Raw genomic sequence first — 14970 nt, 5'->3', positions numbered from 1 at the left:
CCCCGGCCTTCGGGCCGACAGAGAGACCACCATCCACTTGGCGCCTCGCGGACACCCTGTCGGCGTGGCGTCGCGCCGGGGGGCACCGTCCCCGGCCTGGTCCGAGGAGACACCGCGCAGATGAAGAATCTGGCAAGACGTCGGCGCATGGCGTGGCTCGCCGCCGCGGCGCTGGCGATCGGCGGGGTGACCGTACCCGCCGCCGCCGCACAGGCCGCACCGGCCTGCGACGTGGTCTACGCGACGAACGACTGGAGCAACGGCTTCACCGCCAACGTCACCGTCAAGAATCTCGGTGACCCCATCACCGGCTGGACGCTGAAGTTCGCCTTCCCCGGCAACCAGCGTGTGACCCAGGGCTGGTCGGCCCGCTGGACCCAGAGCGGCAACGAGGTCACCGCCGTCAACGAGTCGTACAACGGCAACCTGGCCACCGGCGCCAGCACCACCATCGGCTTCAACGGCTCCTACAGCGGCAGCAACCCCAAGCCGACGTCCTTCTCGGTCAACGGGGTCACCTGCGGCGGCGTGCCGCAGCAGCCGCCGACGGTGAGCCTGTCGGTGCCCGCCGGGCCGTTCGTGGCCCCGGCCGACGTACCGCTGACCGCCACGGCCAGCGACGCCGACGGCACCATCACCAAGGTCGAGTTCTACCGCAACGGGTTGCTGGTCAACACCGACACCACCGCCCCGTACGCGTACACGCTGGAAGACCTGCCGGCGGGCTCGTACACGGTGCAGGCGCGGGCGTACGACAACGCCAACCTCTCGGCGGTGGCCGAGCGGTCCTTCACCGTCACCGCGGCCACCGGGCCGGCGCTGGTCGCCACCCCGACGTCGGTCAGCGTGCCGGAGGGCGGCACCTCGACGTTCAACCTCAAGTTGGACCGGGCACCCACCTCGAACGTGGCGGTGAGCCTGGTGCGCACCGGTGACTCGGACATCAGCGTGACCCCGTCCACGGTCACCCTGACGCCGAGCAACTGGAGCACCGGCGTCACCGTGACCGTCGCGGCGGCGGAGGACGCCGACACCGTCGGCGGCACCGCCACCATCACCGCCTCGGCCACCGGCTACGCGCCGCTGGCGATCACCGCCACCGAGATCGACAACGACGTGCCCGGTGGCGGCGACGGCGAGTACGTGGAGCGGTTCCTCGCCCAGTACGGCAAGATGAAGAACTCGGGCTACTTCAGCCCCGAGGGCGTGCCGTACCACTCGATCGAGACGCTGATCGTCGAGGCGCCGGACCACGGCCACCAGACCACCTCCGAGGCGTTCAGCTTCTGGCTGTGGCTGGAGGCGTACTACGGGCGGGTGACCCAGAACTGGGCGCCGTTCAACAACGCCTGGACCGTGATGGAGAAGTACATCATCCCGTCCTCGGCCGACCAGCCGACCGCCGGTTCCGCCGGTGACGCCAGCTACGCCGCCGAGCACGACCTGCCCAACCAGTACCCGTCGCAGTTGGAGTCCTCGGTCCCGGTGGGTCGCGACCCGCTGCGCTCGGAGCTGCAGCAGTCCTACGGCACCGGCGACATCTACGGCATGCACTGGCTGCTCGACGTCGACAACACCTACGGCTTCGGGCGCTGCGGCGACGGCACCACCCGGCCGGCCTACATCAACACCTTCCAGCGGGGCACCCAGGAGTCGGTCTGGGAGACCGTGCCGCAGCCGTCCTGCGACACGTTCCGCCACGGTGGTCAGTACGGCTACCTCGACCTGTTCGTCAAGGAGTCCAACGCCCCGGCGCGGCAGTGGAAGTACACCAACGCCCCGGACGCCGACGCCCGTGCCGTGCAGGCCGCCTACTGGGCGCTGACCTGGGCCAAGGAGCAGAACAAGCAGGCCGACGTGGCGGCCACCGTGACCAAGGCCGCCAAGATGGGCGACTACCTGCGGTACGCCATGTTCGACAAGTACTTCAAGCGGATCGGCAACTGCGTCGGGGCCAGCCAGTGCCCCGCCGGTAGCGGCCGCGACTCCGCGCACTACCTGCTGTCCTGGTACTACGCCTGGGGCGGCGCGTACGAGACCAGCCAGAACTGGTCGTGGCGCATCGGTTCCAGCCACAGCCACTTCGGCTACCAGAACCCGTTCGCGGCGTGGGCGCTGACCAACGTCAACGAACTCAAGCCGCGCTCGTCCACGGCGGCGGCGGACTGGACCAACAGCCTCAACCGGCAGCTGGAGTTCTACACCTGGCTCCAGTCGGCCGAGGGCGGCATCGCCGGTGGCGCGACCAACAGCTGGGGCGGGCACTACGGCACGCCGCCGGCCGGTACGTCCACCTTCTACGGCATGTTCTACGACGTCGACCCGGTCTACAACGACCCGCCGTCGAACCAGTGGTTCGGCATGCAGGCCTGGTCGATGCAGCGCATCGCCGAGCTGTACCTGGTCAGCGGCAACGCCAAGGCCAAGGCACTGCTCGACAAGTGGGTGCCGTGGGCGATCGCCAACACCACGCTGGGCGCCAACTGGTCCATCCCGTCGGACATGGCCTGGAGCGGACAGCCGACCACCTGGAACCCGACCAACCCGCAGCCCAACACCAACCTGCACGTCGAGGTGACGGTCAAGGGCCAGGACGTCGGCGTCGCCGCCGCCTACGCCCGCACGCTGATCGCGTACGCGGCGAAGTCGGGCAACGCGGCGGCGAAGACCACCGCCAAGGGTCTGCTGGACGCCCTGCACGCCAACAGCGACGCGCAGGGTGTCTCGACGGTGGAGAAGCGGGGCGACTACCGCCGCTTCGACGACGTCTACGACGCCTCCACCGGGCAGGGCCTCTACATCCCGCAGGGATGGACCGGCCGCATGCCCAACGGTGACGCCATCGCCCCGGGCAAGAGCTTCCTGGACATCCGGTCGTTCTACAAGAACGACCCGGCATGGCCCAAGGTCCAGGCATACCTCGACGGTGGGCCGGAGCCGGAGTTCCGCTACCACCGGTTCTGGGCCCAGGCGGACATCGCCATGGCGTACGCCGACTACGGGAAGCTGTTCCCCAACGGCTGACCGGAACTCCTCCGGGTGGGCGGTGACCCACCCGGAGGCTTCGGCCGGGCCTCGGGGGTAGAGGCAGGTACCGGCCGAACGACGGCCTGACACCCACGGTCAGGCCGGGGTGGGTCGGCCCCTCTGGCCGACGCAGCGGAGCGGTCGACCCACCCCACCGCCCCGATTGCGGGGGCGGGTCCGCAGATCGCGGAAAAATGTGACCGACCCGGGATCACACACCGGCCCGGGACGGAGTAACGTACATCACCGGAGAGGCCGCTCCCCCCGTGGCGGCCTCTCCCTTATTGTGCGGGCTCTTTACCGTCCGCCCCGGCGCCCGACGCCGCTTCCACGCCCGCCTCCGGCACCACCGGGTGACGCACCCCCGGATGACCCGCCGGCAGCGACCGGCGGATCACCGCCCAACTCACCGCCAACGCAGCGGCCACCAACGGCCACGTCATCCCCACCCGGGCCGCCGCCAGCCCCAACACCTGCCCGCTCAGATACAGCGGCACGAACACCGCCAGCCGCACCACATAGGTCGCGGTCCAGACCCAGCTGGCCCGCCCGTACGCCCGCAGCAACGCCGGATCACGGCGCCACCGCCCCCGCTGACCCAACGCCGTACCCACCACCACACCCAGCAGCGGCCACCGCAGCACGATGCTGGCCGCCCACGCCAGGGCACTGGCGGCGTTGGCCAGCAACTGCACGAGGAAGAAGTCCTCGGCCCGCCCGGTACGCACCACCACCAGCGCGGCCACACAGACGGCCAGCAACCCGATCACCACCGACCGGGGCCGGTCACCGCGCCGCAGCCGCCACCCGGCCACCACCGCCCCGGCCACCAGCGCCGCCACGACACCCACCCGCACCGACTGACCGGCCACCAACCATCCCAGCGTGAAGGCCAGCGGAGGCACCGTGGCGTCGACCGCCCCCTGCCGTCCACCGAGCAGGTCGGCCAACGACTCCGGCCGCTGCGCCGCCGCCGGGTCGCGTTCCGCCGTACCGGTCACCATCTCCTCCTTCACCTGCGCCCCAACCTATCCCCGCGACATCGGCGGGCCACCGGCCATCCGGCCCCACCGTGCCGCTAAGTTGTCCGGGTGCGTGTGACGCCCCGGGGTGGGACTGCGGTCTGGCTCGTCGTCCTGGCCCTCATCCAGGTGGCGGCCTTCATCGCCGTCTGGCGCCTGGCCCTCTACACCGGCCTCGGCCAGTGGATCGACACCGTCGCCCTGACCGGCAACCGGATCGGCCGCGACCACATCCAGGAACCCGTCGACCGCATCCTCAACGCCATGTCCGTGGTGTCACTACTCGCGGTCACCATCACCATCGGGTTCATCGCCCTCATCCGAGGCCGGATCGCCCTCGCCGTCGCCGCCACCGCACTGATCGCCGGCGCCAACGTCACCACCCAACTACTCAAGTACGGCCTGGCCCGCCCCGACTACGGCATCGACCCCGAACGCGCGTTCGTCGGCAACAGCCTGCCCAGCGGACACACCACCGTCGCCGCCTCCGTCGCCGTCGCCCTGGTGCTGGTGCTGCCACCCCGAGTCCGCGCCCTCGGCGCAGTGCTCGGCGCCACCTACGCCGCCGCCGCCGGAGTCGCCACCCTGTCGGCCGGCTGGCACCGCCCCAGCGACGCCGTCGCCGCGTACCTCGTCGTCGGCGTCTGGGCAGCCCTGGCCGGACTCCTGCTGCTGGTCACCCAACGCGAACAGGCCGAGGTGGAACCGGGCGACGCGCACCGGCTCACCGCCACCCTGCTCGGCGTCGGCGGCCTCCTGGTGATCGCCGGCTGCGCCCTGGCCCTCTGGTGGCTCATCGGCGTGCGCGGCACACCCCCGCAGGCACTCGGCCGCCGCCCCCTGTTCCTCGGGTACGCCGGCAGCGCCGCCGGCATCGTCGGCACCATGGGAGTCGTGATGGCACTGGTGCTGGCCTCCGTGCACCGCATCGTCCCCCGCCACCAGGGCTGACCCGTGCCCGGACCGGACCCCCACCGCTCGGTCCGCGACGCCTTCACCGCCGAGTGCACCCGGCTGAGCGAGGTGCTCGCCACCCTCGACGACACGGACCTGACCCGCCCCACCGACTGCCCGCCCTGGAACCTGGCGCAGCTGCTGGCCCACGTCCACACCGGCGTCGGCCGCCTGACCGACATGCTCGCCGACCCGGCACCCGCCCAGGCGCACGTCGACGCCGCCGAGTACTTCGGCACGGCCAAGTTCACCCCACAGGTCGACGCCGACCGCATCGCCTCCGCACAGGCGTCAGCAGACGTCGACAGCGCGTCCCGGCTGGCCGCCGAGTTCGACCGCGCCTGGCAGGCCACGCTGGCGGCCGTGGACGCGTACCCGCCGGACCGGGTGGTGCGGACCCGGCACGGTGACGCGATGACGGTCACCGAGTTCCTGCGTACCCGGGTGCTGGAAGTCGGGGTGCACGGCCTGGACCTGGCCGCCGCCCTGGACCGACCGGCCTGGCTGACCCCGGCCGCCGCGCAGGTGATCGCGGACCTGCTCACCGGTGGGCGGGACGTGCCGGCGGAACTGGGCTGGGACCGGCTGACCCTGATCGCCAAGGCCACCGGCCGCAGCCCGCGCAGCGCCGCCGAACAGGCCCTGCTCGACAGCGCGGGGCTGCGGCTGCTCTCCTTCGGCCGGAGTTAGGTAGATTCAATCTACGTAGATTGAATCTACCTAGATTCCGTCTACCTGGATGGCGTGTGGTCGTCTCCCGTTCGGACCAAGGCGCGAGGTGCTGAGTCAGCCGGCGGTAGCCGTCGCTGCTGCGGGAGCCCAGCGGGTCAACCACTGCACGAAGGCCGTCGGATCCCGCAGCTCAAGGTCACCGTCGGATTCCCACCGCAGCCAGTCGGGGCGGAGATATCCAATCACCGCCAACCGCCCATCGTCGGGTCCGAGCAGTTCGAGCCAGAGATCCGGCCACTGCATCCAGTCCATGACCTCGGTGTCGGGCCGTAGCGCCAGTGCCGTCCGCAGGTGAGCCAGCGCCTCTGCGTCACGCTGGTCGGCGAGGACGGAACGACGACCACGCCGTTTGCGATGGGGTTCACCCGGCCCGGCCGAGTCGAAGATGCGGACCCGACTGGTCCTCTCGAACGTCTCGGCCACGTCAGCAAGTAGAGCGGTGGTCACGCCCGCCATTCTTGACGCGCAGTGGCGCGAGAGCCAGCAGGAATAGACGTACCGCCGAATCGTCAGTACGGCCTCCCGCACCTTTCAAGATCACGCTCGATCCTGCATCGAGTGGTTGCCGTCGCGCCAGGAGACCACTCGATCCAGGATCGAGCGTGATCTTCTGCATGGACACCTTTTGAAAAAGGGTGTCAGGCGCGGTCAGGCGGGTGAGCGCGGTGCCGGGACGTGCGGGACGGCGGTCCGCAGGTGGGCCAGGACGACCGGGTCGATGCGGCCGGGCACCAGTCGTTCCTCCAGGTTCTCCATCCCGGCCCAGGCGACCAGGGCGTCCTCCGGCTCGGTCGGGTCGGCCGGGTGCCCGAGCGCGGTGAGGAGTCCGGCCACCTCGACGGCGAGGGCGCCGGCCAGGGTGAGCAGGGTGTCCGGGTCGGGGCGGCTGAACATGCGGGTGTGCAGCGCGAGCAGGCGTTCCAGTTCGGTGATCGGGTCGGGGTGGTCGTCGACGCGCAGGTCGATGGCGATGTCGCCGGTGCCGGCGTACCCGCTGCCTGCTCGGACGACGAGTAGGGCGGCGCTCTGCTGGCCGCGTCGGTCGCCGCCGGCGCTCTGGCCGGCGCGCAGCGCGGCGACCAGGCGTTGCGCGAAGGGCATGTCGGTGCCGGTGAGCCAGGTGTCGCGCAGGGCGTCGATGACCTCGGGGCCGGTGAGGATGTTGCCCTGGGCGGCCCAGCCGTCGCCGGTCTGACCGCCGGCCCAGTCGCGGCAGTGCGGGCCGGTCCAGGTGGCGCCGGGGCCGGTGGCGGCGACCACACCGAGTTGCCGGTGGTCGCGTTCCGGGTCGGCGGCGACGAGGCCGGCGACGACGTGGGCGGCGGGTACGCCGGTGCGGAGCAGGGCCAGTCCCTGCGGGCGGTAGGCGAGGTTCACGTGGGCCTGGGTGGCGATCGCGCCGAGGTCGGCCTCGGCGGCCGGGACGAGGGCGCCGGCGGCCAGGAAGCGGCTGGCCACGACGATGCCGTGGGTGCGGCCGTCGGTGGAGCGGGCGACGAGCGAGAAGGTCACGATAGCCAGGTTAGCGCTGGTCAGGGTCGTGTTGCCGGTGCCGGGCGGCGGGGTGTCAGAAGGGTGGGGCGGCCGGTTCGGGGGCCTTGTTGCGGGCGCGCAGGGAGTCGGTGAGGGCGACCACGCCGAGCACCACGAGGACCAGCATCTGCGAGTAGACCGGCGGGAGGTGGACGGCCAGCGGTACGGCGGCGGTCAGCAGCAGTGCGGAGATCCAGCGGGGTGCGGAGATGCGGTGGAACACCTCGTACTCGAAGCGGGCCCGGCCGAGCAGGAACACCACCGGGCCGCCGAGGATCATGACGATCCAGGCGGGTTCGGGGCAGTAGAGCGGGTGTTGGATGGCCAGTTCGTAGCCGACGGCGGTGGCGGTGAGCCCGACCACCATGACCAGGTGGGTGTCGGCGGCGGAACGGCCGATGCCGGCCGGTTGCCGGGCGCGGGCGACGGCCTCGCCGAGGATCTGACCGGCGCGCTGGACGTAGATGCGCCACAGCAGGATGGAGGTGGCCAGCGCGAGCGCGAACGCCACGGTCTGTGACGGGGGATAGGTGCCGCCGCTGTAGGAGAAGCCAGCGACCAGCACGGTCTCGCCGAGGGCGATGAGGAAGAACTGCTGGTAGCGCTCGGCCAGGTGTTCGCTGGAAATGTCCCAGCGGGAGACCGTGGAGCGGCCCAGCCCGGGCACGGGGTAGCCGTACCTGCCGCAGACGTATTCCAGACCCAGCGCGCTGGTCCAGAGGATCACCCGTGGGTTGACCGGGAGCAGTGCCCCGATGATCCACAGCACGCCGGAGGCGGTGAAGGTGATCGCGGTGCGGGCCTTCAGGGCCCGTTCGGGGGTGTCGTAGGCGAGCAGGATCAGCGGGCGGGCGACCTGCGCCACCACGTACGCGACCGCGAAGGCCAGCCCGGAGGCGGTGATCGCCTGGGGGATGGCCACGCCCATCACCATGCTGCAGACCAGGGCGATCATGACGATGAGCTGCACTCCGCCGTGGTAGGGGTCGTAGCGGCTGGTCGCCCAGGCGGTGTTCTGCCACAGCGCCCAGAGCGCCAGCAGCAACAGCAGTGTCTTCAGGCCACCGGTCACCGGCGTCCAGCCGGAGGCGCCGCCGGGTTCCAGCGCCAGGTCCTCGAACGACCGGGCGGAGATGCGGGTGAGCGCGAACACGAAGACGAGGTCGAAGAAGAGTTCCAGGAACGTGGCCCGGCCCGGCTGGGAGACCGGCGTCAGCCGACCGGCGAAACGCGTCACGGTCGGCCGCCCCGTACGCCGGTCCAGCTCATCCTGCTGTCGTAGCACCGTGCGGGGCAGCTCAGCGGGCTATTCCGGGAAGCCGACCAGATCTTGCTCGGTGGGTGCGGCACCGGGCACCATCGACCGATGACGACGCGATGGGCAATGACGGTGCCGTTGGGCGCGATCCCGCTCGCCGACCACGCCGCGACGTACGCGGCACTGGCCGACGCCGGTTTCACCGACGTGTGGTCCGCCGAGGTAAACGGCGCCGACGCGTTCACCCCGCTGGCGCTCGCCGCGGCGTGGCAGCCCCGCCTGCGGCTGGGCACCGCGATCGCGCCGGTGTTCACCCGGGGGCCGGGCCTGCTGGCGATGAGCGCCGCCGCGCTCGCCGACGTCGCTCCCGGCCGGTTCGCCCTCGGCATCGGCGCGTCGTCGCCGGTGGTGGTCACCGACTGGAACGCGGTGGAGTTCACCGAGCCGCTGCGGCGGACCCGGGACGTGCTGGCGTTCCTGCGGGCCGCGTTGCGCGGGGAGACCGTCGACGGGGACTTCGACACCTTCGCGGTCCGTCGTTTCACGCTGGAACGGCCGCCGCTGGTGCCGCCGCCGCTGCTGCTGGCCGCGCTCCGGCCGGGCATGTTGCGGTTGGCCGCCGCCGAGGCCGACGGGGTGATCCTGAACTGGCTGGCCGCCACCGACGTGCCCCGGGCGGTGGCCGAGCTGGGTGAGCGGCGTCCGCAGTTCGACGTGGTCGCGCGGATCTTCGTCTGCCCGACCGAGGACGTCGACTACGCCCGCGCCCTGGGCCGGCGGATGATCACCAGCTATCTGACGGTGCCCGCGTACGCGGCGTTTCACCGCTGGCTCGGCCGCGAGGAGGCGCTGGAGGGCATGTGGCGGGCCTGGACGGCCGGGGACCGGCGTGGCGCGTTGGCGGCGGTGCCGGACGAGGTGGTCGACGCGCTCATCGTGCACGGCTCACCCGAGCGGTGCCGCGCCCAGGTGCGCCGCTACACCGAGGCCGGGGTGCAGGTGCCGGTGCTGGCGCTGCTGCCCACGCCAGAGGTGCCCGCCGGGGACCCGGCGGCGCTGGCCACGCTGGTGGCCCGGCTCGGCCCCGACGCGGGGGCGGAGGCGGCGTGAACCTCACCGGTCGGGTCGCGGTGATCACCGGGGCGGCCGGGGGCATCGGGGCGGCGTTGGTCCGCCGCTTCGCCGCCGAGGGCGCCGCCACGCTGGTGCTGGCCGACGTCGACGGGGCCGCCGCCGACACCGTCGCGGCGTCGGTCGGTCCGCAGGCGTACGCGGTGACCGTCGACGTCACCGACGAGGAACAGGTGCGGGCCCTGGTCGCCGACGTGCAGCGCCGCCACGGCCGCATCGACGTGTTCTGCGCCAACGCCGGGGTGACCACCGGCGGGGGAGTGGAGGTCGACACCGCCGGGTGGGAGCGGGCCTGGCAGGTCAACGTGCTGGCGCACGTGTACGCGGCGCGGGCGGTGCTGCCGGAGATGGTGGCCCGGGGCAGCGGCTACCTGCTGCACACCTGCTCGGCGGCGGGGCTGCTGACGGCGGTCGGCGACGCCCCGTACTCGGTGACCAAGCACGCCGCCGTCGGGTTCGCCGAGTGGCTCTCGGTGACCTACCGGGACCAGGGCATCCGGGTCAGTGCCCTGTGTCCGCAGGGTGTGGACACGCCGATGCTGGCCGACGGGCTGGCCGCCGGGCACCTGGGCGCGCGGGTGACGGCGGCTTCCGGTGTGGTGCTCAGCCCGGACGACGTGGCTGCGGCGGCGGTGGCCGGGATGGCGGAGGAGCGGTTCCTGATCCTGCCGCATCCCGAGGTGGCCGACTACGCCCGCCGCCGCGCGGAGGACCCCGACGGCTGGCAGTCCGGGCTGCGCAAACTGGTGCGTCGGCTACGGGCCGCCGATCAGTAACGCCGTCCGAGGGTCACCGGTGCCAGCGCAACGGCCCCGGATGCACCGACCAGAGCAGCCGACGCCACCAGGACCTCCCGCCCCGCAACCGGCTCGTGTAGGTCCCGGCCGCCCCGGCGGCGGCTGCGGCCTGTTCCTCGGTGACCGCACCGGGAGCGAACCCGACCTGGTTGACCAGTCGCGCCAGGTCGTCGACGGCGACGCAGGCCGGATCCGCCGGCCTGCCCTCGGCGTTTCCGGTCGCGTCGGTGGTCCCGGTCGTCCCGGTGCCGTCGTCGGCCCCGCGGGTGATGTCGGCGCCGAGTCCGGCGTCGGGTCCGCGCGCAGTGTCGGCCCTGAGTTCGGTGCCGGGTGCGGTGTCGGTCAGGGCCTGTCGGGCCCGTGCGGCGAGCTCGCTGGCGGACAGGTCGGCGGGCACCGGCTGCCCCGCCAGCCGCAACGCGTCGGTCAGCTCCCGCCAGGCGCCGACGATCCGCTGGCCGGGGTCACCCCGCGACAACCGGTCCCGGGTCTGCGCCCGCCGCAGCACCGCCAGCGTGGCCAGTACCCCCACCACCACGAGCAGCAGCCCACCGGTGGTGCCGGCGGCCAGCACCGACCTCGGCACCCCACCCGAGCCCTCGGGGCCGCCCGGGGCCGCCTGCGCCGGGGGCGAGGCGGTCGGTTCCAGCGTCGGCTCCGGCTGCTCCGACGGCGGCGGATCCTCCGGCTTGGGCCGGAAGTCCTCCTCCACCGGGCGGGGCTCCTCGTCGGGGCGGGGCAGCGGATCGAACGACACCCACCCCAACCCCTCGAACAACACCTCCGGCCACGCGTACGCGTCAGCGGCCCGCACCGGCCCGGCACCCGGCGCGGCGAACCCGACCACCACCCGCGTCGGCAACCCCGCCAACCGACCCAACACCGCGAAGGAGGCAGCGAACTGCTCCGAGGTGCCCCGCTGCCCACCGGCGTTACGCGGCCCGAACAGGAAGAACCCCAGATTCGGGTACGCGTGCCCACTCGGGGCGTCGGCGACCAGCCGGTAGTGCTCGGCGAGCCACTGCTCGATCGCCGCCGCCCGCGCGTACGGGGCGCCGTTATCCTCCACCAACTGGGCGGCCAACCGCCGCAGCTGCTCCGGCACCCCGTCGGCGACGTGCAGCACCCGTGCCACCTCGTCACCGGCCGGTGTGTTCGCGGTGGCCAGCAGGTTCACATCCGGGCGCTCCCGCGCCGAGGTCACCGTGTACCGCAGTCCGGGGGAGAGCCCGTCGGGACGGATCAGGGTGCCGGTGGCCGGGTCGTACGCCACCCGCGCCCCGGACACCTCCACCGGGGTGGGGACGGCGGGCAGGAGCCGTCCACTGAGTTCACCGACGGTGATGTCCTGCCGGAGAGTGTCCACGGTGGTGTCCGGGGACGGGTCGGGAGCCGGCAGGATCCGTCCGGCGTTGCGGTAGGTGGCCCCGACCCGCCAGGTGACCCCGTCGTAGTCGCTGAGCACCGCCAACCGGATCCGCACCCCCTCCGGCGGCGCGCTGGCGTCGGGCCGCTCGGTGGACACCTGGAACAACTGCTGCTCCGGGTTCAGTGCCCAGCCGGAGATCCGGATCAGCGGGTTCTCGTCCAACGTCTGCACCTGCGGCGGCTCCACGTACCGTCGCGGGTCCACCGGGCGGGTGTCCACCAGTGCCGCCACCGCCGGGCCCAGCACCGCCGCCATCGCCACCACCACGGCGGTGCCGACCGCCGAGGCGGCGGCCAACCGGATCCGCACCCGGGCGCGTACCTCCGGGGCCAGTGCCGCCACCGGATCGGGGCCGGCGGGCCGGGCGGAGACGGCCAGCCCGAGCGCGGCGACCGCCACCATCGCCACCGTCGCGCCGATCGCCGGTGCGGCGTTGGGCCCCACCACGTAGACGGCACCGGCGTAGAGCAGCACCGGCGGCAGGTAGCCCAGCAGCACGCGCCCGGCCCGCACCCCCACCTCCGCGCCGGCCAGCCCGGTCAGCCACGCGGCCACCACCGGCAGCAGCACCGTGTCCGGGGTCGGCTCCACCGGGATCATCGCGGTCAACAACCGGGGGATCGCGTTGCGGGCGGCGTCGCCGACGATCTCCGCGAAAGCGCCCGGAAGCTGCGCCCGGCCAGCCGACAGGTGCAGACACCACGCGGTGTACCCGGCCATCGCCAACACCGACACCGGCGCCACCAGCCACGACGGCAACCGCCGCGCCACCACGCTGACCAGCACCGACCCGAGCGCCGCACCGGCCACCAGCAGGGTCAGCAGCGTGTCGGCGTACACCCGGCCGAGCACCACCCCGGCCAGCGTGACCATGGTGACCAGGGCCAGCGGCACCGGCACCGCCCGCAGCGCCCTCACCACCGCCGTACCCCGTCCCACTCGGCGGCGAACGCGGCACCGTCGGCCGCGTCGACGACCACCAGCCCGGCCGCGCCCGGCGGCGTCGCCTCCACCGCGCCGAAGACCCCGACCACCACCGACGGGTACGCCCCGCGCAGCGCGCCGACGTGCCCCAGGTCCTCGCGGCCACCGGGGCCGGTCAGGACGACCAGGGTGTCGCCGAGACGGTCGCGGCGCAGCCGGGCCGCCGCCTGCTGCACCGTGCCCTCGGTGTGCAGCGACACCGCCGCCAACCGGTCCAGCGGCCCCACCGCACCCTCATCCTCAACGCTGTCCGCCGGTGGTGCGGCGACGAAGAGCAGCACCACCGGCAGGTCCTCCCGGACGGCGGCGGCCACCACCGACGCCGCCGCCTCACACACCGACTCGAACGACTCGGCGACCCCGTCCACCCGGTCCGGATGGGCGGCGAGACGGTTGTCCACCAGCACCACGATCCGCGGCAGGCTGGTGTCCACGTTCTCCCGCACCATCAGCTCACCCACCCGGGCGCTGGTACGCCAGTGCACCCGCCGCAACTCATCGCCCACCACGTACTCCCGCAACGAGTCGAAGGTGATCGAGCCGTGCGGGACCGCGTCGACGCGTCCGTCCAGGCTGCGCCCGGCACCGGTGGGCACCGCCGACAGCGGGTGGATCCGTGGGTGCACCCACACCGGCACACTGTCGCCGTAGGAGCGGGCCAGCACCACCAGACCCAGCGGGTCACGGCGGGTGACGCGCAGCGGCCCGACCGGCACCACCCCCCGCCGCACCGTCGGCACGTCGTAGCGGACCACGGTGTCCGTGCCAGGGCGCAGCCGCAGCACCGGCACCGGCACCACCCGGTCACCGCAGCGGTCGGTGGCCAGCAGGCTCGCCGCACCCCACCGACCCGCGTTGCGAACCGTCACGATCATCGACGCCGGGTCACCCCGACCCACCCGATCCGGGTCCGCCTCCCGCCGCACCTGCAGGCGCGGCCGACGCGCGGCGGTCACCGTCGCGACCGCGACCGCGCCGCCCGCCGCCACGCCGAGCAGCGTCAACTCCGGGTACGCGAACCGGAAACCGGCACCGGCCAGCACGACCGCAGCCACGAACAGCCCGATTCCCCGGGCGGTGATCCGCACGACAGACGCCCCGGCGGTCAGGGGTGCGCCGGGGCGGGCTGCCCCGACGGCAGCGGCACCGGCACCGAGGCGACGGATTGACGCAACACGTCGGCGGCGGTCACGCCCCGCACCTGGGCGTCCGGGGTGAGCAGCAGCCGGTGCGCGAACACCGGCTCGGTCAACGTCTTGAGGTCCTCCGGCATGATCCAGCCCCGACCGTCGATCAACGCGTACGCGCACGCCGCCCGCGTCAACGCGATCACCCCCCGCGGGCTCACCCCCACCCGCACCTGCGGATGCGTACGCGTGGCCGCCGCCAACCGCACCGCGTACGCGTACAGCGGCTCGGCGATGTGCACCCGCAAGGCCATCCGCACCATCTCACCCAGGGTGGCGGTATCGGTGACCGCCGCGAGGGCCTCGGGGGACCGCACCGTCGCCCCCCGCAGCACCTCCACCTCCACCGACTCGTCCGGATACCCCACCGACAGCTTCACCAGGAACCGGTCCAACTGCGCCTCCGGCAACCGGTACGTGCCGTCCATCTCCACCGGATTCTGCGTCGCCACCACCAGGAACGGCTGCGGCACCGGATGCCGCACCCCGTCGACGGTGACCGTGCGTTCCTCCATCACCTCCAGCAACGCCGACTGCGTCTTCGGCGACGCCCGGTTGATCTCGTCAGCGATCACGATGTTGGCGAACACCGGCCCCGGATGGAACTCGAACCCCCGGGTCGCCTGATTGAAGATCGTCACCCCGGACACGTCCGACGGCAACAGGTCCGGCGTGAACTGGATCCGCCGCCACTGCCCCTTCACCGTCGCCGCGATCGCCCGCGCCAACGTCGTCTTACCCACCCCCGGCACGTCCTCCAACAGCACATGCCCCTGCGCGAACAGAGCGGTCAGCGCCAGCCGCACCACCTGCGGCTTACCCAGCACCACCGCGTTGACGTTCTCGGCCAGCCGCGCGGCGAGGGCGGCGAAACCCTGCACCTCCTGCTGGGTGAGCGGTTCGTGGCTGTTCACGG

Annotated in this window: 12 protein-coding genes; 5 read left to right on the top strand and 7 right to left on the bottom strand. The window is 72.8% G+C overall.

The window, feature by feature from the left end:
• Positions 1–120 precede the first annotated feature (120 nt).
• A complete protein-coding gene (locus HUT12_RS21390) occupies positions 121–3024 on the top strand; it encodes a glycoside hydrolase family 48 protein (protein ID WP_176094512.1) in 2904 nt (967 codons plus the stop codon).
• A gap of 284 nt (positions 3025–3308) precedes the next feature.
• Here the strand turns inward: HUT12_RS21390 and HUT12_RS21385 are convergent, their stop codons facing one another.
• Complete coding sequence (locus HUT12_RS21385; protein WP_176095899.1) at positions 3309–4031, bottom strand: DUF3159 domain-containing protein; 723 nt, start codon at positions 4029–4031, stop codon at positions 3309–3311.
• A gap of 87 nt (positions 4032–4118) precedes the next feature.
• Between HUT12_RS21385 and HUT12_RS21380 the strand changes: the two genes are divergently transcribed.
• Both HUT12_RS21380 and HUT12_RS21375 read left to right on the top strand, forming a co-directional pair.
• The gene (locus tag HUT12_RS21380) at positions 4119–5000 is read left to right on the top strand and encodes a phosphatase PAP2 family protein (RefSeq protein ID WP_176094511.1); all 882 of its coding nucleotides are present in this window, start codon (positions 4119–4121) and stop codon (positions 4998–5000) included.
• Between the two features lie 3 nt (positions 5001–5003).
• Positions 5004–5693, top strand: coding sequence for a maleylpyruvate isomerase N-terminal domain-containing protein (locus HUT12_RS21375; RefSeq protein WP_176094510.1), 690 nt, complete (start codon positions 5004–5006; stop codon positions 5691–5693).
• A gap of 96 nt (positions 5694–5789) precedes the next feature.
• Here HUT12_RS21375 and HUT12_RS21370 read toward each other — a convergent pair whose 3' ends face one another.
• From HUT12_RS21370 to HUT12_RS21360, 3 genes are all read right to left on the bottom strand, one after another.
• Positions 5790–6182 (bottom strand): hypothetical protein, encoded by a 393-nt coding sequence (locus tag HUT12_RS21370; RefSeq protein WP_176094509.1) that lies wholly within the window; start codon positions 6180–6182, stop codon positions 5790–5792.
• Positions 6183–6383: 201 nt separating this feature from the next.
• Positions 6384–7247: a DUF1028 domain-containing protein gene (locus HUT12_RS21365; protein ID WP_176094508.1), complete on the bottom strand. Its 864-nt coding sequence runs from the start codon at positions 7245–7247 to the stop codon at positions 6384–6386.
• Positions 7248–7302: 55 nt separating this feature from the next.
• The gene (locus HUT12_RS21360) at positions 7303–8505 is read right to left on the bottom strand and encodes a low temperature requirement protein A (protein ID WP_176094507.1); all 1203 of its coding nucleotides are present in this window, start codon (positions 8503–8505) and stop codon (positions 7303–7305) included.
• Positions 8506–8652: 147 nt separating this feature from the next.
• Between HUT12_RS21360 and HUT12_RS21355 the strand changes: the two genes are divergently transcribed.
• Positions 8653–9636 (top strand): LLM class F420-dependent oxidoreductase, encoded by a 984-nt coding sequence (locus HUT12_RS21355; RefSeq protein ID WP_176095898.1) that lies wholly within the window; start codon positions 8653–8655, stop codon positions 9634–9636.
• On the top strand, positions 9633–10433 hold the full coding sequence (locus tag HUT12_RS21350) for an SDR family oxidoreductase (protein WP_176094506.1): 801 nt from the start codon (positions 9633–9635) through the stop codon (positions 10431–10433). The genes HUT12_RS21355 and HUT12_RS21350 overlap by 4 nt, the downstream gene beginning before the upstream one ends.
• Before the next feature lie 13 nt (positions 10434–10446).
• On the opposite strand, the gene HUT12_RS21345 is transcribed toward HUT12_RS21350, so the two are convergent.
• From HUT12_RS21345 to HUT12_RS21335, 3 genes are read right to left on the bottom strand one after another with little or no spacing between them, the layout of a single operon-like run.
• Positions 10447–12756, bottom strand: coding sequence for a DUF3488 and transglutaminase-like domain-containing protein (locus HUT12_RS21345; protein ID WP_176095897.1), 2310 nt, complete (start codon positions 12754–12756; stop codon positions 10447–10449).
• 41 nt (positions 12757–12797) lie between these two features.
• A complete protein-coding gene (locus HUT12_RS21340; protein ID WP_176094505.1) occupies positions 12798–13955 on the bottom strand; it encodes a DUF58 domain-containing protein in 1158 nt (385 codons plus the stop codon).
• Between the two features lie 17 nt (positions 13956–13972).
• A complete protein-coding gene (locus HUT12_RS21335; protein WP_176094504.1) occupies positions 13973–14968 on the bottom strand; it encodes a MoxR family ATPase in 996 nt (331 codons plus the stop codon).
• Positions 14969–14970: the final 2 nt, after the last annotated feature.

The sequence above is a fragment of the Verrucosispora sp. NA02020 genome (assembly GCF_013364215.1).
Classification (GTDB): Bacteria; Actinomycetota; Actinomycetes; order Mycobacteriales; family Micromonosporaceae; genus Micromonospora.
This window is presented reverse-complemented; position numbering and strand designations above follow the sequence as displayed.